The following is a 22002-nucleotide window of genomic DNA, read 5'->3' as shown; positions in this document are numbered from 1 at the left end:
GTGGATAGTGCGGTGAAATGTCAGTGGTGGGTCGTAAATTGTACGTATGTTCGATTCTGGGATGGAGCTGCCGGCTGACACGTCGGCGACTGCGACGTGTGTCGCGGAGCTGCACCGGATGGTGGTGGCGGCCGAGACACGGTTGTTGGTGGTTGCGGCGCACTGGGCTGACCTGCACGGACCCGATCCGGCTGCTGTGCTGGTCGATGGGCCGCCGTGGCAGGAACGGTTCCGTCAGCTCGGTGGCGATGGGACACCGTTGGTGTCGGAGTACGCCGCTGGCGAGTTGGGGGCGTTGCAGGAGACCACCACCGGTGCTGCGTCGGCGCAGATGGCCGATGCGTTGGATCTGCGGCACCGCTTCCCGCGGCTCTGGGCGCGAGTCCTCGCCGGGGAGGTGCGGGGGTGGAAGGCGCGTAAGGTCGCCCAGCACACCCGCCACCTGTCAGCCGACGCAGCGGCGATCGTGGATGCCATGGTGGCCGGTCCGATCGGCGCGATCTCCTGGGCACGGTTTGAGAACCTGCTGCAGGCGGCGGTGATGAGCGCCGACCCCGTCGGAGCGGAAGCACGGGCCCGACTGTGGGAAGCCGAACGGTTCGTCCGCGCCGGCCGCACCGAAGTCGGCGGCCTCAAAGTGCTAGTCGCCCGGGCCAACGCCGGTGACGTGGTCTGGTTCGTCGCCATGGTCAACCGGATCGCGGAGATTCTTCAGCTGGAAGGCGATACCGGTCCGGTCGGGGTGCGGCGGTCGAAGGCGATCGGGATTCTCGGGCAGCCGGCGACGGCGTTGGCGCTGCTGCAAGCCCACCAGGGTGACCCGTGTGATCAGGTCGAACCGACCGCCGAAGGACCGGAGCCGGTGGACACGCATCAGTCGGTGCGGTTCGACGGACCGACAGTGGATCCGGTGAAGGCGCGGCCGCAGACCACGCTGTACATTCACCTCAGCCACGAAGCCCTAATGGCCGCAACCCGCGAGGGCGCCCCCGACACCGGCGGCGCCGACGCTCCCGACACCGGCGGCGCCGGCCCTCATGACCCCGCGAATCCATCCGTCGTCGGCAGAACCGGGGGTGGGGCCGAAGGCGACGGCCCGGGCACCATCGGTGGCTTCGTGGGTCGGATCGAGGGTGATGGCCCCGTCACGGTGGATCAAATCCGCCGATTCCTGGCCAACACCCCGAACACGATCACGGTCCGCCCGGTGCTCGACCCGTATCCGGCGCCGGTGGACGCGTACGAGATCCCGCACCGCCACCGCGAAGCCCTCCGACTCCGCAACCCCGCCGACGCCTTCCCCTACAGCACCAGCCTCAGCCGCACCATGGACCTCGACCACACCATCCCCTACGCCAACCCAGGACCACCCCAACAGACCAGCCTGGCCAACCTCGGACCCCTCGACCGAGGACACCACCGCCTCAAGACGCACGGCCGTTGGCGACTCCGCCAACCCGTACCCGGGGAATACCTCTGGCGATCACCCCACGGCTGGATCTACCTGGTCACCAACCAAGGCACCCAAGCCCTCGGCAACAACGCCTTCACCGACCGCATCTGGCACACCGCCACCGCCCTGCAACGGAAACGCCGCGCTCCCGCCATTGCTACAGCCGCAGCGTGAACTGAGCCACCTAGCCTCGTCGCAGGAAGAGACCTGCGAGCTGACGTAGGCCTGCACCCAAGTCCGTACCCCTCGGCGCGAGCCGTGACGCCCCCGGTACGTTCGTCGTGCCACGGAGACCTAGCCCCTTGACGTAGGAGCAGCCGTGGTCACCTCGATATCCACCCTCACTCACCCCGAGCCGCTCGTCGGCGGCTCGCCAAGGAAACGCCATGTCTGTTCGTCGCTTGGTTCGTGGCTTCGTCGCAGGAGCTTTGCTGGTCAATGCCGTGCCACATGGCGTGAGCGGGGTGCAAGGTCGACGCTTCCCGTCACCGTTCGGGAACCCGCCCGGCCGTGGGGAGTCGTCCCCCGAGACCAATGTCGTCTGGAGTGCGACGAACGCAGGCCTGGGCATGCTCGCTCTACCCAAGGGCGGTACCAGTTCCGCCGAGCGCGTCAGCCTCGCCATCGGCGGCGCGGCGATGAGCATGTTCCTCGCACGGTATTTCGGGCGGGTACAGCAGGACATGAACGTGCGGCCATAGCGTGGTGGGTGCCGGATCGCGGGGCAGGCACCCTCACTCCAGAAGGTGCTGTCACCAGATGAGAGCGCTACCGGTGGGGGCAGCCACTTCGGCGTGCGGGTGGTTCACCACGCGTCACTCCTGAGGCGTGCTTTCGTCTGAGGTTGTCACGCGCGTCACCCGGACCCCCTGCTCCGCTACCGCAGCGAGCAGCTCAGGGTCGACCGGCTCGGTAGTCAGCAGCTCGTCGATCTGGTCCCAGCCGCAGACCCGATGCAGCGATGTCTGCCCGAACTTGGTGCCGTCGACGAGCAGCACCCGGTGCCGGGCCGACCGCATCATCTGCTGCTTCAGGGCGACAGTCGCCTCCTCCTGGTGATACAGCCCGGCGGCATCAACTGTGGTCGTGGAGAGGAAGACGGTGTCGACTCGAAGTGCCTGCACGGCCTGGACAGCCCCGATACCGAGGAAGGACTCGTGGCTCAGGTCATACCGGCCACCGATCGCCTGCACCAGCAGCTGCGACTGCGGGGCCAGCCGGTTGAGGGAGGGAAGATAGTTGGTGGCGACCCGGAGACCGTCCAACCCGGTCAAGAACTCCACCATGGTCGCGACCGTGGTCGAGTCGTCGAGCATGATCGACTGGCCGTCGCGTACTCCTCGGGCCGCCGCCCGGCCGAGGGCCACCTTCTCGGTGACGGCGAGCCTCCGGCGGATGGTCGCGGCTATCTCGTAGCTGCTCGTCCGATCGACGCTGGCGCCGCCATGGAACTTCCGTACCGCGCCGCGGCGCTCCAGCTCGTCGAGGTCGCGGTGCACCGTCATCACCGAAATGGAGAAACGCTCCGCGAGACTCTTCGCTGACGCGGTCCCCACCTCCACCAGGTGGTCGAGGATCGCGCTTCTGCGCTGATCGCGGTTGGCTGCCATCACTTCCCCCTTTGCCCGCGACTCTCGGCTGGTCCGCGTGGCGGCCAAATCTAACATTGGCCCCGTGATATCTAACAGGTGAACCACGGGTGAATCCTGAGCTGGAACTTCGGGGCTGATGCCGCCATTCCTGCCCGCGCCCTGCTCGGAATCCTTCTCTGACTAGCGGATTAAGATCCGGTCGGGCCCACCCAGGGACCGCGCAACGATCCGGAATAGCGGTCGAGAACTCGTTGACTCCTATCACAAGACGGTGTGAAGATGGCCCGGTGAGTGTCAACAGTGTGACGGCCACCCTCCGTCGGGAGTCGGTGCAGACCGACGCTCCCGCGCAAACCTCCAGCCTCACCAGACCCGGCCGTCGACGTCGACGCCGCCGCGAGTACGCCCTGTTCGCGCTGTTCGCCTTCCCCAACCTCATCCTGATCGCCGTCTTCGCCTACTGGCCGGTGATCGGCAACATCTATCTGAGCCTGACCCGTTGGGACATGATCAGTCCGACGCCCACGTTCGTCGGCGGCGAGAACTACGCCGAGCTGTTCACCGACCCCAACTTCCTCAAGGTGCTGAGCACCACCGCCATCTGGGTTGTGGTCATCGTGGTCGGCTGCGGCGGTCTGGGACTGGCGATCGCTGTGCTGCTGGCCGGAAACCTCCGCGGCAGCGGTTTCGTCACCACTGTGGGCTTCCTGCCCCATGTGCTGTCCGGCGCGGCCATCGCAGCGATCTGGCTGTTCATCTTCGATCCCAACTACGGCCTCTCGCGGGCCGCTTTCAGCCTGCTCGGTGTCGACTCGCCTGCGTGGACCTCCTCCACGACGTGGGCACTGCCCGCGTTGCTGATCGTCTCGATCTGGAAGGACGTCGGGTTCGTGGCCATCATCTATCTGGCGGCCCTGCGGGGAATCTCCCGCGACGTCCGCGAGGCCGCCATGCTGGATGGCGCGAACAACTGGCAGACCTTCTGGCAGGTGATCTTCCCGCTGTTGTCCCCCACCACCTTCTTCGTCTTGGTGACGACGGTCATCAGTGCCTTCCAGTCGTTCGATGTCATCGCGATGATGACCGGCGGCGGCCCGGGTGGCGCCACCACCACCTTGAGCTGGTTCATCTACGACCAGGGCTTCCGCAGCTTCGACGCCGGATATGCCGCCTCCGGCGGAATGATCATGTTCGCCATCCTGCTGGTCGTGACCGCGATCCAGCTGCGGTTCGTCGAACGGAAGGTGCACTACTGATGGCAACGTCGCCGACGCTCACCCTGCCCCAGCAGCAGAACCATGGCAGCCGCAAAGGTCCGGGCCGGATCGTCCGCTACCTGCTGCTGGTCGTGGTGGCACTTGTGTTCGTGATTCCGCTGTACTGGCTGGCGTCCTCAGCACTCAAGCCCAGCGCAGACATCTACAGCTGGCCGCTCAAGCTGATACCGCCGAGCCTGGAGTTCGGCAACTTCGCCGATGCCTGGCGGGCGGCGCCGTTCGGCCGCTACCTCGTGAACTCGGTGATCATCACCATCGTCGGGGCAGCACTCAAACTGGTGCTCGCCGTACTCACCGCCTACGCCTTCGCCTTCTTGCCGTTCCCCGGCAAACGGATCATCTTCTTGCTGATGCTCGGCGCGCTGATGGTGCCCGGACATGTGACGTTGCTGATCAACTTCATCACCATCGGCCGGCTCGGTCTGGTGAACAGCTACGCCGGCATCATCTTGCCCGGTGTCGCGTCGGCGTTCGGGACCTTCTTGTTGCGGCAACACTTCCTCTCGCTGCCGAGCGAGGTCTTGGAAGCCGCAGAGCTCGACGGAGCCTCCCACCTGAGGCGGCTCCTGCACTTCGTGGTGCCGATCTCCCGACCGGCCGTGATCACGGTCGCGCTGCTGGCTCTGATCGATGAGTGGAACGGGTTCATCTGGCCGCTGATCGCCACCAACTCCGACGACATGCGCACCCTGACCATCGGGCTGATGTTTCTGAAGAGCAACGAGGGCGTCGACAACTGGGGAACGATCATGGCAGGCACCGTGCTGGTGATCGCCCCGATGCTGGTGCTCTTCCTCATCGCCCGCCGCTACATCGTCTCCGGCCTGACCGGCGCCGCCGTCTCCCGCTGACCGCCCACTCGTCGCGGCTCCGCACGCTCCTACCGCAAAGGAAACCTCTGCGCCATGTCCGGATCATCTGCTGCTCCCCTGTCGTCGGCGGGGCCTGCGACCCTCACCCGTCGCCGCCTGCTGACATCGACCCTCAGTGCCGCTGCTCTCGGCGGCATCGCACTCACCGGGTGTGGAAGCCTCGGCGTCGACTACAAGCAGCCGAAGGGCCGAGTGCCGGGAGAGTTCGCCGGGCGGTTGCGGATCGTCTTCTGGAGCTCCTTCACCGGGGACAACCTCGGCATCCTCGCGGGCCTGATCGACAAGTTCCATCAGACCCAGTCCGACATCTACGTCGAGGTCCAGACGTTCGAGGGCTACGACGGCGTCGACCAGAAACTCGCGGCCGGCCTGCAGGCACGTCAGATCCCGGACCTGGCCGTCCTGTCCGACGTCTCGTGGAACCGCTACTACCTGAACGAGACCCTGGAACCTCTCGATGGCTACTTCGACGCCAGCTTCAGCCCGGAGGCCTTCCACCCACGGCTGCTCAACGAAGGCCGGGTGGGCGGCTCGATCTGGTGGACTCCTTTCGCCCGGTCCACACCGTTGATGTACTTCAACGCCGACCTGTTGGCGGCGGCGGGCCTGCCGCGCCGGGCACCAGCGACCTGGGACGAGTTCCGCGACTGGGGGCGCGAGGTCGCCACGATCGACTATCGCGGCGCCACACCGCGGATGCGGGCGTACGCCGGTTCCGACGACTGGTATTTCCAGGGGACCCTGTGGAGCTTCGATGGTGGGATCTCCCAGGGCCTGGACGTGACCCTGGACTCACCGGAGTCGCTGGCCGCGGCCCAGTTCGAGCACGACATCATCCACGTCGACAAGGCGGGCTATCTCGCACAGGACCACGTCAACGACTTCACCAGCGGCATGGTCGCCTGTATCCAGGCCTCGACCGGATCATTGACCAAGATCTCTAAGACGGCCACCTTCGATGTCGGTGCCGGCTTCTTGCCCAAGCAGGCACAGACCGGGGTGCCGACAGGAGGCGGAGGTCTCGCAGTCCTGCGCTATTCCAGCGCGGAACGCAAGCAAGCGGCCTTCGAGCTGATCAAGTTCTTGGCGGCCGAGGAGCAGTCCGCCGGGTGGGCTGCACAGACCGGGTATCTGCCCTGCACCACCAGTGCCAGCACGTCGTCGGTGATCCGACAGCTGTCGGCCGACAACCCCAACTATGGGTTGGCGGTGAAGCAGCTGGAAATCGCCTCGGGTCCCGACCTGGTCCGACGGTACGTGCCGACGTGCATCACCAAGATGAAGACGTCGTTGCAGCGGATCTACGCTGGCGCCGAGGATCCGGTCGCCATCATGCGGGCGACCGCCAAAGACCTGCAGCGAAGCACCGACAAGATTGCCAAGCAGTATCCGACGAAGCTGGCAGCCTGATGACAACGAAGGAGAAGCAGATGGTGATAACAGGACACCGCGGAGCGATGGCCCATGCGCCGGAGAACACGGCACTGAGCATGGTCACCGCCGAGCGCCACGGCGCGGACGAGATCGAGTTCGACGTGCGCCTCAGCGCCGACGGCGTGGCGGTGATCAGCCACGACGCCACGTTGGTCCGGGTGACGGGGGGCGCCGCCGACGCTACGCCGGTCAGCGAGCTCACCTGGGAACAGCTGCGCGGTGTCCCGCTGCCCCGCGAGCAGCGGTTGATGTCGCTGCCGGAGGTGCTTGACCTCACCACCGTGCCACTGCAGATCGAGATCAAGGCACCGGCCGCCGTGCCGGTCGTCGCCGATCTGCTCCGCAATCGGCCCGAGCCGGCGCGGTGGCTGATCACCTGCTTTCGCCCTGAGGTGCTCGAGGAGGTCGGTACGGCTCTGCCCGAGATCGAACGGGGCTTCATCGTCAGCAGGTATACCGACGAGGCCGGCGCCACGGCGCGTCAGCTCGGGGTCGAGGTCCTCTACAGCGGCTGGGACGGTCTGACTCCCGAGGTGGTGCAGTCGGCGCAGCGGGACGGGATCCGGGTCTGCGGCTGGCCCCTGCGCGACGCCATCGACGCCGACCGTGCCATCGCTCTCGGAGTCGACGGCATCACCGCCGATGATCCCCGCAGCGCCCGCCAGTGGCTGAGCCAGGTTGTGGGTGCCGGCGGTGGCGGCGCGACGGCGTCCACAGGACAGGCGGCCAGACGGTGATCGCTCATCACCTGGCCGAGCCCTCTGAATAAGGAACGTCCTGCGCGGGTGGACTGCCTACACCTCGCCTGTGTGGATTTGCTCGGCGCCCCGTAGGGACCCTTCAGCGTCCGCTTCCATTGATGTGGTTCGACGGCTGGTGACTCTAAAGCGGGTGCTGCGCTGGATCATGACCGGATACACGTGAAGGATCATCCCGAGAAGCAGAATCTGTGCAGCGCCTCGAGGATGTGCGGTAGCTGCGGCCAGGATGGCCAGTACTGCGGTAGCGGAGAAGCCGACAAGGTGACCGGTTTCGGACTGCTCGGTCCCTCTAAGGAAGCGGGCTGTGCCTGATGCTCCTTGCTCTGTTTCACGCATCTGTTTGATGATCCTGTTCCAGCCGACGAGGTCGAGTAAGCGTCGGAGTGCCTCCGCTCCCAGCAGGGTGTAAATCCGTGGCTCGAATGGTCTGACCCGGTAGCGGTAGCGGGCAACGTCCACCAGTGCTGGACCTGTCAGGAGCGCCATGAAGAGAAGGGCGCCCTGGACAACGAACGCGTAGGCGAGGTGATCGGGTCCGATGGCGAACCAGCCAGCGACCGCTAGTCCGAGACCGATCACCAGACCCGCAGTCGCCGTGCCAAGTTGTCCACTAGGCGCTGCCATCACATCACCCGGATACCGCGCGTGCTACTGCTCGTGTTCGTCGATCCCCCGTCATCCCCAGATCCTAGCCAGAGCCTTCCTCTACAGCGGCTGGGACGGTCTGGCTGCCGAGGTGGTGCAGTCGGCGCAGCGGACGGGATCCGGGTCTGCGCCTGGCCCCTGCGCGGCGCCATCGACGCCGACCGTGCCATCGCTCTCGGAGTCGACGGCATCACCGCCGATGATCCCCGCAGCGCCCGGGAGCTACTGAGCGAGGTCGCCAGCACCACCACGTGTACGGCACCCGCAGCCGAACGGTGATGCCGTCCTTCTGACGAGGACGAGTGGGGCGGGTTGGCTCGAACCGCGACCCAGGGGCCCCAGGTCTGCGTGCGGCAGCGGTTGACAAGGTTCCTTCGCAGCAGCGAGGGGACGACTTCTTACGCCCGCAGCAAGAAGCCTTTCATAACGTTACGGTTCCGCTGATCGCCCGGCACAGGAGGCGGTCGAACTAATCGCTCCAGACGAGGTGCCTGCCCATGGGCCAGTGCACAGGCTCAGCCGGTTCCCGCAGCTGGTGGGCCACGCAGACGGTGCCGTCGGCGACCTGGCAGCTGCCCGGCTTCTCGCCGCACGATGCGACATAGGACCTCGCCCCCTCGACCTCTGCAGTCACATCGGAACGGAACAGGGCGGGAGCAACGTCGGTGCGGCGCTCGTCCAAATGCTCGGTCCGGCAGGCGGAGTCCCAGGTGCGGGCCATCGCCGCCGCCTGGTCCTGCCAGGACTGCTCACCGGTCATCGTCACCTCAGGCTCGTGGTGGAGGAACCGGCCGAACGCCTGGTTGCAGAAGACGGCGTAGGCGCGGGTGTAGGTGATGAACTCGTGCCACGCCTCGTCGACAGTCCGGCTCGGCATCCCTGCGCCCGCCCCGTCAGCTGCGGCCTCTCCCGCGGCGATCAGGAACTGGCGCAGCCCCAGCTCAACCTCGGACCGGTCAGCCTCGCGCGGGCACCGCTCCAGGACCCGGTCCAGCATCCCCGCGGGGAAGGTGTACCCGAGGACGAAGGCGCGGTCGACACGCCGACCGGACGAGGAGGCGGCTGCCGTCCCCTGCCTGCGGTTGCTGCGGCGGAGAATCAGGGTGCGGACGGTCAGCGCGAGGCGGACGAGAGCCATCAACGCGAGCAACGAGAGAAGTGCGATGGCGATAACAGTGATCACGGAGAACTCGACGATGGCGAGCGGCACGGAAAAGCTCCCTCTCAAGACGGCCCCGCAGTGCGAATGCCGCCGATGTCAGGGCAGGGCCTCGTCGACACCCGGCCCAGTGACGGTACCTCACCACGGGTTCGAGGCTGCCGCGCTTCGGACACACAGCTGGACCGGTCTGCTGCAGCCAGAGTGATGCTTTCCGATCTTGCAGGAGTGGGGCGGGTGGGGCTCGAACCCACGACCCAGGGATTATGAGTCCCCTGCTCTAACCGGCTGAGCTACCGCCCCGGGTCGTCGACCCGACGGACACCCTAGCCCGACCGGCGCCGACCCGGGAGGACCTACTCACCCAGTGTCTGGCTGGACTCCTTGCGGGTGCCCTCGGGATCCATCACCCGCTCTTCGGACTCGGCCAGGATGGCCGCCGCCTGAGCCTCGGGGTCGTCGCTGCCGACGGCCAGCTCCTCGGGGAGCAGGTGTGCACGCTCCTCCACCCGGTCGTGGTCGGCTGCCTCGTCGTGGTTCCGCTCTGTGGTCATCCTCCGACGCTACCCCGTCGCGCTTCCAGGCTGTCCGCCAACCGTGACAGCCACTCCGCCACACCTTCAGGACCCTCCACGATGAGGTCGGAGATCTGAGTCAGCGCATCCTCCTCGTGCGAGGCGGAACACACCAACAGCCCGAGCACCCCTTCGGTCCGCAGCTGCTCGACTGCACGGAAGGCCGGCAGATCGCCCAGGTCATCGCCGGCGAAGATCACCTGGCGCGCCCCACGCTCGGCCACCAGGTTGCGCAGCGCCTCGCCCTTGTCGATCCCGGGCGCGCGAATCTCCAGTACGTTCTTGCCGGGCTCGATCAGCAACCCGTGTGCCGCGGCCAGGTCACCGAGCGGCTCAGCCAGCTGCTCGAAGGCCTCGACCGAGTTGTCCAGCTCGCGGGTGTGCACACCGATCGCCCGCCCCTTGTTCTCGACCCGCACGCCGGTCAACCCCAGGCGCTGCAGGATCTTCGGCAGCTCCTCGGCCACCGCCGCGACGCTGTCCGGCTCCGGCGGGATGATGAACTCCCCGGTCGACGCCTCCCAGCGCTCCACGCCGTACTGACCCAACACGATCATGGACTCCAGCCCGACCACCTCCGCGAAGCCACCCAGTCGGACGGCGGTGCGCGCCGGGCGGCCGGTGATGACGGCGACGGTGCCGACGTAGTGGCCGAGTCGCGACAGCGCATTCACCGCTGCGGGATGGGCGTACGCCTGCTCCGGGTCGTCGATGATCGGGGACAACGTGCCGTCGAAGTCCACGGCCACCAAGGTGTCACCGGGTCGCTCCATCACCGCCTGCATCGCGGCGATTCCCAGGTCGGAGACGGGTCCTGTCGAGTTCATGATCTGACCTTCTCAGACCGGTCGGCGCGGGCACCAGTCGGCTCGCCCCAGCCGACCCGTTAGGGTCAGTCGGACACGCCTAGGGAGGCCGCGAGCCAATGAGTACGAAGCCACGGAAGTCCGACCCCACCCCCACCGCGTCATTCGTGGTGGTGGCCAACCGGTTGCCGGTTGACCGGATCGAGCTGCCGGACGGCTCCACCGACTGGCGGACGTCGCCGGGTGGGCTCGTCACCGCGCTGGAGCCCGTCATGCGCGCGAATGACGGCGCGTGGGTCGGCTGGCACGGCGCCGCGGACGAGGAGCTGGACCCCTTCGTCGACAGTGGCCTGCAGCTCGTCCCGGTGCCGCTGTCGGCCCAGGAGGTCGAGGAATACTACGAGGGCTTCTCCAATGGCACCCTGTGGCCGCTCTACCACGACGTGGTCGCGCACCCGGAGTTCCACCGTGAGTGGTGGGATGCGTACGTCAAGGTGAACCAGCGGTTCGCGGACCGGACCGCCGAGGTGGCCGAGGAGAACGCGGTCGTCTGGGTCCAGGACTACCAGCTGCAGCTGGTCCCCCAGATGCTGCGGACCCAACGGCCCGACCTGCGGATCGGCTTCTTCCTGCACATCCCGTTCCCCCCGACCGAGCTCTATCAGCAGCTGCCCTGGCGCAACCAGATCCTCGAAGGGCTGCTGGGCGCCGATCTGGTCGGGTTCCAGCTGCCGGGCGGCGCGCAGAACTTCGTCCGCCTGGTCCGCCAGCGGCTGCATTACCAGACCCACCGCGACGAAGTACGGCTGCCGGACAACCGGACCGTGCTCGCCCGCGCGTACCCGATCTCGATCGACGCCTCCGGGCTCCAGGAGCTGGCCAACACCGAGGAGACGAAGGCGCGCGCCGAGAAGATCCGGCACGACCTCGGCGACCCGAAGTGCATCTTCTTGGGCGTCGACCGGCTGGACTACACCAAGGGTCTGCCGGAACGGATCCGCGCCTTCGGCGAGCTGGTGACCGACGGCGTGCTCGACCCGGAGGAGTCGGTCTTCGTCCAGGTCGCCACCCCGTCGCGGGAGCGGGTCGACCAATACCGGATCCTGCGCGACGACATCGACCGGCTGGTCGGCCGGATCAACGGCGACATCGGGCGGATCGGGCGTCCGCCGATCACCTACCTCCACTCGTCCTATCCCCGCGAGGAGATGGCCGCCCTCTATCGCGCGGCTGACGTCATGGTCGTCACCCCGCTCCGCGACGGGATGAACCTGGTGGCGAAGGAGTACGTCGCGTGCCGCTCCGGAGACGACGGCGCCCTGGTGCTCAGCGAGTTCGCCGGCGCGGCCAAGGAGCTGCGGCAGGCGTATCTGGTCAACCCCTACGACATCAACGGGATGAAAGACCGCCTGATGGAGGCGTTCAACGACTCCGCCCGGGCCAAGGCCCGCCGGATGCGCATCCTGCGCCGCCAGGTGTTCGAGAACGACATCGACCGCTGGGCGTCGCTGTTCCTGCAGGACCTCAGCAGCACGAAGGGCTGACCGGTCGTGCCTCGCCCTGGCTGGTGGCGCCGCAGCCGCGGTCTGCCTCCGCTGGTCCATCAGGCGTTCGTCGCGTCGATGGCGACGACACCGAAGTGGCCCCGCCGGATCCTGGCCTGGGCCGCCGCCGTCGACGGGTACGCCGTCGCCACCATGGCCGTGCTCAGCGTCGGCGACGCGGACGGATGGGAGCACATCGCCTGGCACGAGATCGAGCGCGGTGAGTGGAACAACGAGAACGACACCTTGAGCTGGGTCCGCTACGGCGGCCGCCGCGGATCCGTCCGGCTGGTGGAGCCTGGCCAGTTGCCAGAAGTGTTCCGCGAACGCGTGGCGGCGAGCATCATGGTCGAGCGGTTCATCCCGATCCGCGGCGACCGTGGCGTGGTCGTCGCGGGACGGCGCGACCTGTCAGATCCTGCTGCCGCCATCAGCTGGCACGCCACGTTGGGCCGCGGGCTGAGCTGGCAGACCGAGGGTGTGCAGGAGATCGCGGACGCCGCGATCGCATCGGTGCGGGCCGAATACGACATGGCGTGAGTTGGCTGGTAGGGTTCATAACCGCACGATCGTTGATCCCCTGTAGCTCAATTGGCAGAGCATTCGGCTGTTAACCGGAGGGTTGTTGGTTCGAGTCCAACCGGGGGAGCTTCACAGATGTACCGAGGCCTCCTGCGGGCAGATTCCGCGGAGCTCCTCCAGAGCCGCCGTCTCCAACCGGCGAACCCGCCCGGTCGGCCAGCTCAGTGCCCGTGCCGTCTCGGCATAGGAGCGGGCCTGTCCGTCGGCGAAGCCGAGCCGCAGCCGCAGCACCGACCGCTGGTCGTCGCTGAGCCGCTCCAGCAGCTCCTCCCCGGGTCGATCGGCCGCCAGCACCTGCTCGTACGGATCGGCGCCGCCGTCGGGCAGCCGATCCGCCACCGCCTCGATCGACTCCGGCGCCTGATGGGCCAAGAGGTCGGACACCCAGGCCTCCCCCCGACCGAGCTCCGTCGCCACCTCGGCCGCGGTCGCCGGACGCCCCAGCGCCTGGGTGAGCCGGCTCTGCACCCCCCGGGCCACCCGCAGCTGCTCGGCGCGACCGGACGGCAGGTTGAGGGCCCCGCAGTGGCTGGCGGTGGCCGCCCCCACGAACGCCCGAACCCAGAACAACGCGTAGGTGGCGAACCGGTTGCCGCGACGGCAGTCGAACCGCTGGACGGCATGAATCAGCCCGAGACACCCCTCCTGGAACAGGTCGGACACCGGCAGACCGCTGCGCAGTGCCGCCGGCCGTGCGACCATCGCGACCAGCCGCAGGTTGGCCGCGATGAACCGCTGCCGGGCCCGCTCGCCCTCCTCGACCAGGGCGGTCAGCTCCCCCGCCGTCGCGCCGGTGACGCCCTCCAGCCCCGCAGCGAGCTCCGCCCGGGCGAGCACCCCCGCCTCGATCCGGAGGCCCAGCTCAACCTCGTCGGCGGCGCTCAGCAGCCGTTCCCGGGCCAGATCTCCCGCCACCATCGTCATGGCTCCACCCTGGGCCGACGACGAGACGTCGCGCTTCGGCGCCGGTCGGGCTGTGGACGGGAAACCCGCTGTGCACAGCAGCGTCAGTCGAGGGCGCCCAGGCTGCGGTTGTGCAGCTCCTTGCGGCGGGCTTCGAGCACCACCAGCTCGGAGAACATCTGGTTGTAGCGAGTGGGCTCCTCGACCGGGTTGGTCCGCTGCAGCCGCGACTTCAGGTCGGCGATCTGGCGCATCACGGTGAGCAGCTGGAGCCCTGAGCTGTGCGCCACTACGAACCGAGCGTCCACCTCACCCTGGATCGGCAGCGGCTCCACCGCGAGGGCCGCGACCAGAGACCGGATCCGGTCGTGCTCCGCGGCGGATGACACCCGGTGGATCCAGTCGCCGCTCTCCTCCTCGGCCAGCGCCTTCTCGACGCTGGTGAACACCGCGGCGTACGCGGGGTGGGTGAAGTCGGCCACGCTGAGACCGTCCCAGCCGGGTCGGAACAGTCCCGGCGCCTGGATCAGCAGCTTCGCGGTCTCCCGCTCGGTGGCCAGCAGCCGGTCGCGGGGATCGGGCAGCGGCGGACCCTCGGCCCGACGCGGCGGACCGTCGTCGTCCGATGGCACCTCGGCGCCGCTGCGGTATTCCTCCCGGCGCTCCGCCTCCTCCCGCCGGTCGTGACGACCGGCTTCCACCCGACTCCGTGACGAGCGCGAGGCGGCTCGCATCACCTCCGAGCGCACCTCCTCCACGTCCATCCCGAGCAGCCCGGCCAGCTCACGGGCATAGCCGCCGATGAGCCCGGTGTCGCGGATGCTGGCGACCAGGGGCGCCGCTGCGCGCAGGGCGGAGAGCCGACCGTCGGCGCGGTCGAGGTCGTACTGGCTCAGCACGTTGGTCATCACGAACCGATAGAGCGGCACCCGCCGGGCCACCAGCTCGCGTACGGCGGCGTCGCCGTGCTGCAGCCGCAGGTCGCACGGGTCGAGCCCGGTGGGCTCCACCGCGACGTAGGTCTGGGCGATGAAGTTCTGGTCGCCGCTGAACACCTTCAGCGCCGCGGCCTGACCGGCGGCGTCTCCGTCGAAGGTGAAGATGACCTCACCGTGGAAGGCGTCGTGGTTGCCCATCAGCCGCCGCAGCAGCCGGGCGTGGTCGTCGCCGAACGCGGTCCCGCAGGACGCGATGGCGGTATCCACCCCGGCCAGGTGCGCGGCCATCACGTCGGTGTAGCCCTCGACGATCACGGCCTGGCTCTTCTTGCCGATCTGCTGCCGGGCCAGGTCGAGCCCGTAGAGCACCTGCGATTTCTTGTACAGCGGCGTCTCGGGAGTGTTCAGATATTTGGCCGGCATGAAGTCGTCGTCGAACAGCCGGCGGGCACCGAAGCCCACCACCTGCCGGCCGGAGTCGCGGATCGGCCACAGCAGCCGGCCGCGGAAGAAGTCATAGCCCTTCTCCCGGATCAGCCCGCCGGTGACCATCTCCTCGTCGCGGAATCCCTTGGCCCGCAGATGCTGCAGCAGAGCCCGGCCGGAGCGGGGGGCGAAGCCGATGCCGAACCTCTCGGCCACCTCACGGTCGAAGCCCCGTTCGGCCAGGAACCGGCGACCGGCCAGCGCCTCCGGGGTCATCAGCTGCTCGGCGTAGAAGTCGGCGGCCTCCTTGTGCGCCTCCATCAGCCGCATCCGCGCACCGGCGGGCTGCCGCGGGCCGGAGTCCTCGGTGTAGCGCAGCACGATGCCGACCTTGTCGGCCAGCCGCTCGATCGCCTCGGTGAACGACAGGTTGTCGATCTTCTGCATGAAGCTGATGACGTCGCCGCCCTCGCCGCAGCCGAAGCAGTAGAAGAAGCCACGCGACGGCGTGACCTGAAAGCTGGGGGTCTTCTCGTCGTGGAACGGGCACAGGCCCTTCATCGACCCGCCACCGGCGCCCCGCAGGGCCACGTACGCCCCGACGACGTCCTCGATCTTCGCGCGGTCACGTACGGCGGTGATGTCCTCGTCGTTGATCCGCCCTGCCACCCCTGCAGTCTACTGACGCCGCGGCCCCCGTCAGCACAGCTACAGTGACGAACGTGGACAGCCCCGCACCGACCCCGACCCGAGCCCGGCCACTGGTGATCTTCGACGGGGACTGCGGCTTCTGCACGACCTCGGCCACCTGGGTGGCCGAGCGGCTTCGCCGACGCGCACCCGGGCAGACCGAAGACGCCCAGCTGGTGCCGTGGCAGTTCAGCGACCTGGCGGCGCTCGGCACCACCCCCGAACGAGCCTCCCGCGAGGTGCTGTGGGTCGGCACCGACGGCACCGTGCTCGGCGGTGCGGAGGCGTTCGCGGCCTGGCTGCGCTATCGCGGTCGGCCGTACTCGCTGCTGGGCACGGTGATGGGTCTGCCCGGCGTCCGCCGGCTAGCCGCGGCTGTCTATCGGCTGATCGCCGCCAACCGGCAGCGGATGCCGGGAGGCTCGCCGGCCTGCGCGCTCCCGCCGCCGGGCTACGACCCGTCGAAACCAGGGTCCGCAGCGCTCTAGCGGGGCGAACGCCAGCCAGCAGATGATGGTCGGCGCGAAGTGGATGTAGAGCAGGGCGACGGTGAAGACATGGAAGCCCAGCCAGAACAGCGCCGCCAGCAGCAGGGCCCGGCCGCGCAGCCACAGCACCACCAGCGAGCTGAGCTCGGCCAGGAACGCGCCCCACTGCATCACCCGCAGCAGTCCCGGGTACGGCAGCAGGAACTGCCCGAGCCCGTGCGGACGCCGGACGATGGCCCACAGCAGGATGGCACTCTGCGGCCAAGAGGTGACGCTCCAGCCACCGCTACGGATCTTGGTCAGCGCGGACAAGAAGTACGTCGCCACCACCGCGATCTGGATGCACTTGAGCGCCCACCCGGCCGCGGCCGAATATTCGGTCGACCGCCAGCGGCCCCGGACCGCGCCGACCGTGGGCAGCACCCACAACGCGACCACCAGGGCCAGGTGGTCGTGGTCGACCTTGCCGTAGCTCATCCCGATCGCGGTCCACCAGGTGAAGGCGGCGGCGACGGTGAAGCCGGCCAGCCGTGGCGCCCGGTTGGCAATGCCCAGCAGGCAGCCGATCCACAGCACCGCATACAGCGTGTACGCCAGCGGGACGCTCGGCGGCGGTAGGTGCAGCACCCGGGCCAGCAGCAGCGGTTGGTAGAGCTCGGCCTGGGCGCTGAGCGGGATGGGGTCGCGAACCAGCAGATGCATGTCGAGCAGCACGAAGACATAGAGGACGCTGCGCAGGATGGCGACCCGCGCCGCCGGCACCACCGGCAGGAACCAGCCGGTGACCCGTTCGCCGAGACCCGGCCGCACCGGATCCGGGCTCATCGGATCCGCCACGTGGCCAGCTCGACCAGCTCGGTCGGGCCCTTGCGGCCATCCACCAGCCGGGTGACGTCTTGGACCAGCCACAGCTGCTGCACCGGTGGCTGATCGCGGTGCCGGGCCTGCCAGCCCTCGGCGACCGAGCGCAGCAGCGACGGATCGGCCTCGATCTGTGGGATCCGGGCCTCGATCTCGGCCCGCCCGATGCCTGCGGTCTCCACCCGCAGCGGCAGGTCGATCCGGCGGCCGTCGGCCAGCCGGCCCTCCACCCGGGTGATCACGATGGTGGCGTCGTCGGCCGGCGAGAAGGCGTACTGCGACATCGGCCCGAAGGGCCAGACGTCGTCGCTCATCCGCAGCGAGCCGTTGAGCAGCAGAACGATGCCGGCGAGCGTCACCGCGATCCGCCAGGCCCGCGCCCAACGGCCGGGGCGGCCCCGGGGTTCGATCGAGGGGGTCGTCGCGGTCACCGACCGATTACAACACACCGCCGCCGGCGTCAGGCGCGGTCGATCCCCTGAGGCAGCCGCGCCGGATCCCAACCGAGCTCGCGAACGGCCGTGGCGAAGGCGTACCGGTCGGTCATGCCGGCGACGTAGGTGACGGCAGCGCGAAGCGCGGCGTCGCTGCCGGGTGGTGCCGGAACCGGAGTGGAGATCGCGTCCGGGTGGGCGAGGAAGAACTCGACCAGCGCCCGCAGCACCTCCACCACCGCACGGGACTGGGCCAGCGACTCCGGGCGGACGTAGATCCGCTCGTAGTTGAAGGCCCGCAGTCCGGCCAGCGCGCCGGCCTGGTCGGCAGCCATGCCCACCTCGCCGTGCTGGTTGACGGCGTCGACCACGGCGTGGACGAACGTGTTCAACTGCTCGCGCCGGGTCCGCCCGCACACGTCGGCGACCTCGGCCGGCAGGTCGGCGATGTCGACGATGCCGGCCCGGACGGCGTCCTCCAGGTCGTGCGCGCAGTAGGCGATCCGGTCGGCCCAGCTGACGATCTCGCCCTCGACCGTCGTCGGGGCCGGCCGTGACCAGGAGTGGTTGCGGATGCCATCGAGCGTCTCGACACACAGGTTCAGGTCAGCCAGCACCACGTCGGCGCCCCAGGGTCCGTGGTCGTAGCCCTCGGGGATGAACGGGTCGAAGGCGTCCTCGCTCGCGTGTCCACCGGGTCCGTGGCCGCAGTCGTGGCCGAGCGCGATGGCGTCGGCGAGGTCGACGTTGACCCCGACCCCGCGGGCGATGGAGGTGGCGACCTGGGCCACCTCCAGGGCATGGGTCAGCCGGGTCCGCTGGTGGTCGTCGGGATAGACCACCACCTGGGTCTTGCCCGCCAGCCGACGGAAGGCGGTGGAGTGCACGATCCGGTCCCGGTCACGCTCGAAGCAGGTCCGTTCCGGGTCCGGTTCCTCGTCTCGGGCGCGATGCCCGGCGCCGGCGGCGAAGGTGGCGCCCGGACGCAGCAGCAACCGCTGGCGCTCCTCGCGCAGCTCGCGGTGCACCGGCGTCCCCCGCTCGACCCGAGCCGAGGAGGAGGCGTGGGCGCGGACCAGGGCACCGGTCGTGTGCCCCGCCATGGTGGTCGCCCAGGCCTGCGCCCGGGGGGAGATCTCCGGATCAGCCACCAGAGATCCCGACTTCCGCCTCGGTGAGGTCCAGCTCGCGGCCTGAGGTGTCGTCCAGCCAGCCCTCCGGCAGCGCCACCCGGTCCCGCGGCGTGCCCTGGCGACCGCGCGGCAGACCGAGCTCGGTCACCGGGAAGGCCACGTCCGGGTCCAGCCGGTCCAGCTGCCGGTCGAGGTCGGCGAAGGAGGAGACCAGACCCAGCCCGCGCCGGATCTCGCCGCCGACCGGGAAGCCCTTGAGATACCAGGCCATGTGCTTGCGCAGATCGGTCAGGCCGTGCTGCTCGCCCATCAGCGCGGCCAGTAGCTCGGCGTGCCGGCGGATCATCGCCGCCACCTCGCCGAGCGTCGGCAGCACCCGGGTGGCGCGGCCGGCGAAGGCGTCGGCCAGGTCGCGGAACAGCCACGGCCGGCCGAGGCAGCCCCGCCCGATCACCACCCCGGCGACCCCCGTCTGCTCGACCATCCGGAGCGCGTCGGACGCCTCCCAGATGTCGCCGTTGCCCAGCACCGGGATGTCCACCGCTGCCGCCAGCTCGGCGATGGCGTCCCAGTCCGCCTGGCCGGAGTACGCCTGGGCCGCCGTCCGTCCGTGTAGCGCGATCGCCGCACAGCCGGCGTCCTGGGCGATCCGCCCGGCGTCGACGAAGGTCAGGTGGTCGGCGTCGATCCCCTTGCGGGTCTTCATCGTCACCGGTACGCCGTAGCGCTCACCCGCCTGAACGGTCCGAGTCAGGATGGCCGCCAGCCGGTCCCGCTTGTAGGGCAGCGCCGCCCCGCCCCCCTTGCGGGTCACCTTGGGCACCGGGCAGCCGAAGTTGAGGTCGACATGGCCGACCCCGTACTCGTTGCAGAGGATCTCGGTCGCCTGCGCCATCGTCTCGGGATCGACGCCGTAGAGCTGCACCGACCGAACGGTCTCGCCCGGGTCGAAGGTCAGCATCTGCAGCGTCTTGCGGTCCCGCTCCACGATGCCGCGCGAGGTGATCATCTCGCAGACGTACAGCCCGGCCCCCTGCTCGCGACAGAGCTGCCGGTAGGCCGCGTTGGTGATGCCGGCCATCGGGGCCAGCACCACCGGCGTGGTCACCGTCAACGGTCCGAGCTGCAGGGCGGGCGCCCGCTGGAGAGAAGCCACCAAGATCAGCAACCCACCAGACGGGTGGCCAGATAGTCCCGCACCGACGACAGCGCAACGCGCTCCTGCGCCATGGTGTCGCGCGAGCGGATGGTCACCGCATCGTCTTCCAGCGTGTCGAAGTCGACGGTGATGCAGAACGGGGTGCCGATCTCGTCCTGTCGGCGATAGCGGCGTCCGATGGCCTGCGCGTCGTCGAAGTCGACGTTCCAGTACGCCCGCAGCTCGGTGGCCAGGTCGCGCGCCTTGGGCGAGAGCGCCTCGTTCCGCGACAGCGGCAGCACCGCGGCCTTGACCGGCGACAGCCGCGGGTCCAGCCGGAGCACGGTCCGCTTGTCCACTCCGCCCTTGGTGTTCGGCGCCTCGTCCTCGACGTAGGACTCGATCAGGAACGCCATCATCGCCCGGGTCAGGCCGGCCGCCGGCTCGATCACGTACGGGATGAACCGCTCGTTGTTGGCCTGGTCGAAGTAGGACAGGTCGGCGCCGGAGTGCTCGCTGTGCGTCTTGAGGTCGAAGTCGGTCCGGTTGGCGATGCCCTCCAGCTCGCCCCACTCACTGCCGGCGAAGCCGAACCGGTATTCGATGTCGACGGTCCGCTTGGAGTAGTGCGACAGCTTCTCCTGCGGGTGCTCGAAGTGGCGCAGGTTGTCACGGGAGATGCCGAGGCCCGTGTACCAGTCGGTCCGGTTGTCGATCCAGTACTGGTGCCACTGTTCGTCGGTGCCGGGCACCACGAAGTACTCCATCTCCATCTGCTCGAACTCGCGGGTACGGAAGATGAAGTTGCCCGGCGTGATCTCGTTGCGGAAGGACTTGCCGACCTGGCCGATGCCGAACGGCGGCTTCTTCCGGGTGGTGTTCACCACGTTGGCGAAGTTGACGAAGATGCCCTGGGCTGTCTCCGGCCGCAGGTAGTGCAGGCCCGACTCGTCAGAGGTGACGCCGAGGTAGGTCTTGAGCAGGCCGTTGAACATCCGCGGCTCGGTCCACTGGCCGCGGGTGCCGCAGTGCGGGCACGGGATCTCAGTGGTGGCGACGGCGTCCGGGTCGGGCAGACCCTTGCGCTCGGCGTACTCCTCCTGCAGGTGGTCCTCACGGAACCGGCGGTGGCAGCTGAGGCACTCGATCAGCGGGTCCACGAACGCGTTCAGGTGGCCCGAGGCCTCCCAGACCTTGGTCGGCAGGATCACCGAGGAGTCGAGGCCGACCACGTCGTCGCGGGAGGTGACGACGTTGCGCCACCACTGCTTCTTGATGTTCTCCTTCAGCTCCACACCGAGCGGGCCGTAGTCCCAGGCCGATCGCGTACCGCCGTAGATCTCACCGGAGGGGAACACGAACCCCCGGCGCTTGCAGAGGCTGATGACATTGTCGAGACGGCTGGTGGGGGCCACGAAACTTCTCCAAACACACGACACGCGCCACCCCCGGCTGGGATGGCGTCGGACGTCTAAGGTTAGCGGTCGCGACGTTATCGGCCCGGCACCGAACCACGCGCCTGGTTTTCCCCGACCAGCTCGACGTCCTCGTACGCCGACGGCTCATCGACCGCCAGGGACAGCAGCGGCACCACGACCACCTTGGACTCATATCCCGACAAGGCTCGCCGGTAGGAGCCGACGTTGGTCCAGCGGGTGGTGATGGTGAACAGCTCCGGGTCGTCCACGTTGCGCCCCAGGTCGGCGCTGAGGAACCCGTCACGCTGGCGAAGCACCTCGACGGCGGCGCGCGCCTGCGGCACGAACCCCGCGACGTCGGCCTCGGGGACACGGAACCTGCTGAGCACGATCACCCGGCCAGCGTAGGGCTCGGCTGACGGACGCCGTCTCATGGCACACTTCCCGCATGGCTGACACCCCCGCCCGCCCACCCTCGTCACGTACCCGGATCGAGGCCGCCAGCCGCCCGCTGCTGCTCAAGCTGCACGCGCTGCCGCGCCTGCTGGTGCCGGTGGCCACGCTGGTGCTGGTGGCCGTCGGCGCCTTCGCCCCGTTGCCGCTGGCCCTGCTCGCGTTCGCTGTGGTGCTGGCCTTCCTGGTCTGGATCAGCTATCTGTCCTGGCCGGTGGTGGCGGCGTCGGGGCGGCTGATGCGGGTGGCGATGATCGTGTTGGTGGTCGTGCTCGCGAGCACGCGGTTCTAGCTGTACTCGGCCAAGAGGTTGGTGACACTTCGGTCGGGTGGTTGACGTAGCGAGGACCTCCGGGTGCGGTGGAGATGTCGAAGTCTTCTACCGTCCGGAGGTCCTCATGTCCCACCGTAATGCCCGTC

The 22002-nt window shown here is 68.6% G+C and carries 22 protein-coding genes, 2 tRNA genes and 1 pseudogene; 11 read left to right on the top strand and 14 right to left on the bottom strand.

Annotated features, from left to right (window positions below):
* The first annotated feature begins 46 nt into the window (after positions 1-46).
* Positions 47-1627 (top strand): HNH endonuclease signature motif containing protein, encoded by a 1581-nt coding sequence (locus tag AC1XX3_RS11200; RefSeq protein WP_483321206.1) that lies wholly within the window; start codon positions 47-49, stop codon positions 1625-1627.
* Positions 1628-1839: 212 nt separating this feature from the next.
* A complete protein-coding gene (locus AC1XX3_RS11195) occupies positions 1840-2154 on the top strand; it encodes a hypothetical protein (RefSeq protein ID WP_483321205.1) in 315 nt (104 codons plus the stop codon).
* Between the two features lie 114 nt (positions 2155-2268).
* On the opposite strand, the gene AC1XX3_RS11190 is transcribed toward AC1XX3_RS11195, so the two are convergent.
* Positions 2269-3063, bottom strand: coding sequence for a DeoR/GlpR family DNA-binding transcription regulator (locus tag AC1XX3_RS11190; protein ID WP_483321204.1), 795 nt, complete (start codon positions 3061-3063; stop codon positions 2269-2271).
* Positions 3064-3332: 269 nt separating this feature from the next.
* On the opposite strand from AC1XX3_RS11190, the gene AC1XX3_RS11185 reads away from it, so the two are divergent.
* From AC1XX3_RS11185 to AC1XX3_RS11170, 4 genes are read left to right on the top strand one after another with little or no spacing between them, the layout of a single operon-like run.
* Positions 3333-4301 carry a carbohydrate ABC transporter permease gene (locus AC1XX3_RS11185; RefSeq protein WP_483321203.1) on the top strand — a complete coding sequence of 323 codons (969 nt, stop codon included), beginning with the start codon at positions 3333-3335 and terminating at the stop codon, positions 4299-4301.
* Complete coding sequence (locus AC1XX3_RS11180; RefSeq protein WP_483321202.1) at positions 4301-5173, top strand: carbohydrate ABC transporter permease; 873 nt, start codon at positions 4301-4303, stop codon at positions 5171-5173. The genes AC1XX3_RS11185 and AC1XX3_RS11180 overlap by 1 nt, the downstream gene beginning before the upstream one ends.
* Before the next feature lie 54 nt (positions 5174-5227).
* Positions 5228-6604 (top strand): ABC transporter substrate-binding protein, encoded by a 1377-nt coding sequence (locus AC1XX3_RS11175; protein WP_483321201.1) that lies wholly within the window; start codon positions 5228-5230, stop codon positions 6602-6604.
* Between the two features lie 20 nt (positions 6605-6624).
* Positions 6625-7365, top strand: a complete 741-nt coding sequence (locus tag AC1XX3_RS11170) for a glycerophosphodiester phosphodiesterase (RefSeq protein WP_483321200.1) — start codon at positions 6625-6627, stop codon at positions 7363-7365.
* 57 nt (positions 7366-7422) lie between these two features.
* Here AC1XX3_RS11170 and AC1XX3_RS11165 read toward each other — a convergent pair whose 3' ends face one another.
* From AC1XX3_RS11165 to otsB, 5 genes are all read right to left on the bottom strand, one after another.
* The gene (locus AC1XX3_RS11165) at positions 7423-7875 is read right to left on the bottom strand and encodes a glycosyl-4,4'-diaponeurosporenoate acyltransferase CrtO family protein (RefSeq protein WP_483321199.1); all 453 of its coding nucleotides are present in this window, start codon (positions 7873-7875) and stop codon (positions 7423-7425) included.
* Between the two features lie 628 nt (positions 7876-8503).
* On the bottom strand, positions 8504-9244 hold the full coding sequence (locus AC1XX3_RS11160) for a glycine-rich domain-containing protein (protein WP_483321198.1): 741 nt from the start codon (positions 9242-9244) through the stop codon (positions 8504-8506).
* Between the two features lie 178 nt (positions 9245-9422).
* Positions 9423-9496 (bottom strand) — tRNA-Ile (locus AC1XX3_RS11155).
* A 53-nt stretch (positions 9497-9549) separates the two neighbouring features.
* Positions 9550-9747 carry a hypothetical protein gene (locus AC1XX3_RS11150; RefSeq protein WP_483321197.1) on the bottom strand — a complete coding sequence of 66 codons (198 nt, stop codon included), beginning with the start codon at positions 9745-9747 and terminating at the stop codon, positions 9550-9552.
* Entirely contained in the window at positions 9744-10595 is an 852-nt protein-coding gene (gene otsB, locus AC1XX3_RS11145; protein WP_483321196.1) for a trehalose-phosphatase, read from the bottom strand. The genes AC1XX3_RS11150 and otsB overlap by 4 nt, the downstream gene beginning before the upstream one ends.
* A gap of 98 nt (positions 10596-10693) precedes the next feature.
* Here otsB and AC1XX3_RS11140 point away from each other — a divergent pair, with 98 nt between their 5' ends.
* The 3 genes from AC1XX3_RS11140 to AC1XX3_RS11130 all read left to right on the top strand — a co-directional run bounded on the left by AC1XX3_RS11140 (position 10694) and on the right by AC1XX3_RS11130 (position 12767).
* The gene (locus AC1XX3_RS11140) at positions 10694-12118 is read left to right on the top strand and encodes an alpha,alpha-trehalose-phosphate synthase (UDP-forming) (protein ID WP_483321195.1); all 1425 of its coding nucleotides are present in this window, start codon (positions 10694-10696) and stop codon (positions 12116-12118) included.
* A gap of 6 nt (positions 12119-12124) precedes the next feature.
* Entirely contained in the window at positions 12125-12658 is a 534-nt protein-coding gene (locus AC1XX3_RS11135) for a hypothetical protein (RefSeq protein WP_483321194.1), read from the top strand.
* Between the two features lie 36 nt (positions 12659-12694).
* Positions 12695-12767: transfer RNA gene (locus tag AC1XX3_RS11130), tRNA-Asn, on the top strand.
* 2 nt (positions 12768-12769) lie between these two features.
* Here AC1XX3_RS11130 and AC1XX3_RS11125 read toward each other — a convergent pair.
* Both AC1XX3_RS11125 and dnaG read right to left on the bottom strand, forming a co-directional pair.
* Positions 12770-13624 carry a sigma-70 family RNA polymerase sigma factor gene (locus AC1XX3_RS11125; protein ID WP_483321193.1) on the bottom strand — a complete coding sequence of 285 codons (855 nt, stop codon included), beginning with the start codon at positions 13622-13624 and terminating at the stop codon, positions 12770-12772.
* 83 nt (positions 13625-13707) lie between these two features.
* Positions 13708-15636, bottom strand: coding sequence for a DNA primase (gene dnaG, locus AC1XX3_RS11120; RefSeq protein ID WP_483321192.1), 1929 nt, complete (start codon positions 15634-15636; stop codon positions 13708-13710).
* Between the two features lie 44 nt (positions 15637-15680).
* Here dnaG and AC1XX3_RS11115 point away from each other — a divergent pair.
* Positions 15681-16016: pseudogene (locus AC1XX3_RS11115) on the top strand (thiol-disulfide oxidoreductase DCC family protein); the annotation flags it as partial.
* A gap of 6 nt (positions 16017-16022) precedes the next feature.
* Here the strand turns inward: AC1XX3_RS11115 and AC1XX3_RS11110 are convergent.
* The 6 genes from AC1XX3_RS11110 to AC1XX3_RS11085 form a co-directional block, all read right to left on the bottom strand.
* On the bottom strand, positions 16023-16970 hold the full coding sequence (locus AC1XX3_RS11110) for a hypothetical protein (RefSeq protein WP_483321191.1): 948 nt from the start codon (positions 16968-16970) through the stop codon (positions 16023-16025).
* Positions 16967-17437 carry a hypothetical protein gene (locus tag AC1XX3_RS11105; RefSeq protein WP_483321190.1) on the bottom strand — a complete coding sequence of 157 codons (471 nt, stop codon included), beginning with the start codon at positions 17435-17437 and terminating at the stop codon, positions 16967-16969. Before AC1XX3_RS11105 ends, AC1XX3_RS11110 begins: the two co-directional genes overlap by 4 nt.
* Positions 17438-17466: 29 nt before the next feature.
* Positions 17467-18543 (bottom strand): HD domain-containing protein, encoded by a 1077-nt coding sequence (locus AC1XX3_RS11100; protein WP_483322085.1) that lies wholly within the window; start codon positions 18541-18543, stop codon positions 17467-17469.
* Positions 18544-18583: 40 nt separating this feature from the next.
* Positions 18584-19729 (bottom strand): tRNA dihydrouridine synthase DusB, encoded by a 1146-nt coding sequence (gene dusB / locus AC1XX3_RS11095; RefSeq protein ID WP_483321189.1) that lies wholly within the window; start codon positions 19727-19729, stop codon positions 18584-18586.
* Between the two features lie 5 nt (positions 19730-19734).
* The gene (locus tag AC1XX3_RS11090; RefSeq protein ID WP_483321188.1) at positions 19735-21126 is read right to left on the bottom strand and encodes a glycine--tRNA ligase; all 1392 of its coding nucleotides are present in this window, start codon (positions 21124-21126) and stop codon (positions 19735-19737) included.
* A gap of 77 nt (positions 21127-21203) precedes the next feature.
* Positions 21204-21524, bottom strand: a complete 321-nt coding sequence (locus AC1XX3_RS11085; protein ID WP_483321187.1) for an antibiotic biosynthesis monooxygenase family protein — start codon at positions 21522-21524, stop codon at positions 21204-21206.
* A 53-nt stretch (positions 21525-21577) separates the two neighbouring features.
* Between AC1XX3_RS11085 and AC1XX3_RS11080 the strand changes: the two genes are divergently transcribed.
* Positions 21578-21874: a DUF6703 family protein gene (locus AC1XX3_RS11080; protein WP_483321186.1), complete on the top strand. Its 297-nt coding sequence runs from the start codon at positions 21578-21580 to the stop codon at positions 21872-21874.
* Positions 21875-22002 lie beyond the last annotated feature (128 nt).

The organism is Microlunatus sp. M237, assembly GCF_056896895.1.
This window is presented reverse-complemented; position numbering and strand designations above follow the sequence as displayed.

Excerpts from the sequence above, each read along its gene's own strand:
- AC1XX3_RS11125 (WP_483321193.1), bottom strand. The coding sequence starts at position 13,624 with ATGACGATGGTGGCGGGAGATCTGGCCCGGGAACGGCTGCTGAGCGCC.
- AC1XX3_RS11110 (WP_483321191.1), bottom strand. The coding sequence starts at position 16,970 with ATGAGCCCGGATCCGGTGCGGCCGGGTCTCGGCGAACGGGTCACCGGC.
- AC1XX3_RS11175 (WP_483321201.1), top strand. The coding sequence starts at position 5,228 with ATGTCCGGATCATCTGCTGCTCCCCTGTCGTCGGCGGGGCCTGCGACC.
- AC1XX3_RS11180 (WP_483321202.1), top strand. The coding sequence starts at position 4,301 with ATGGCAACGTCGCCGACGCTCACCCTGCCCCAGCAGCAGAACCATGGC.
- AC1XX3_RS11100 (WP_483322085.1), bottom strand. The coding sequence starts at position 18,543 with ATGGCGGGGCACACGACCGGTGCCCTGGTCCGCGCCCACGCCTCCTCC.
- AC1XX3_RS11080 (WP_483321186.1), top strand. The coding sequence starts at position 21,578 with ATGGCTGACACCCCCGCCCGCCCACCCTCGTCACGTACCCGGATCGAG.
- AC1XX3_RS11195 (WP_483321205.1), top strand. The coding sequence starts at position 1,840 with ATGTCTGTTCGTCGCTTGGTTCGTGGCTTCGTCGCAGGAGCTTTGCTG.
- AC1XX3_RS11190 (WP_483321204.1), bottom strand. The coding sequence starts at position 3,063 with ATGGCAGCCAACCGCGATCAGCGCAGAAGCGCGATCCTCGACCACCTG.
- AC1XX3_RS11165 (WP_483321199.1), bottom strand. The coding sequence starts at position 7,875 with ATGGCGCTCCTGACAGGTCCAGCACTGGTGGACGTTGCCCGCTACCGC.
- otsB (WP_483321196.1), bottom strand. The coding sequence starts at position 10,595 with ATGAACTCGACAGGACCCGTCTCCGACCTGGGAATCGCCGCGATGCAG.
- AC1XX3_RS11140 (WP_483321195.1), top strand. The coding sequence starts at position 10,694 with ATGAGTACGAAGCCACGGAAGTCCGACCCCACCCCCACCGCGTCATTC.
- AC1XX3_RS11200 (WP_483321206.1), top strand. The coding sequence starts at position 47 with ATGTTCGATTCTGGGATGGAGCTGCCGGCTGACACGTCGGCGACTGCG.
- AC1XX3_RS11170 (WP_483321200.1), top strand. The coding sequence starts at position 6,625 with ATGGTGATAACAGGACACCGCGGAGCGATGGCCCATGCGCCGGAGAAC.
- AC1XX3_RS11150 (WP_483321197.1), bottom strand. The coding sequence starts at position 9,747 with ATGACCACAGAGCGGAACCACGACGAGGCAGCCGACCACGACCGGGTG.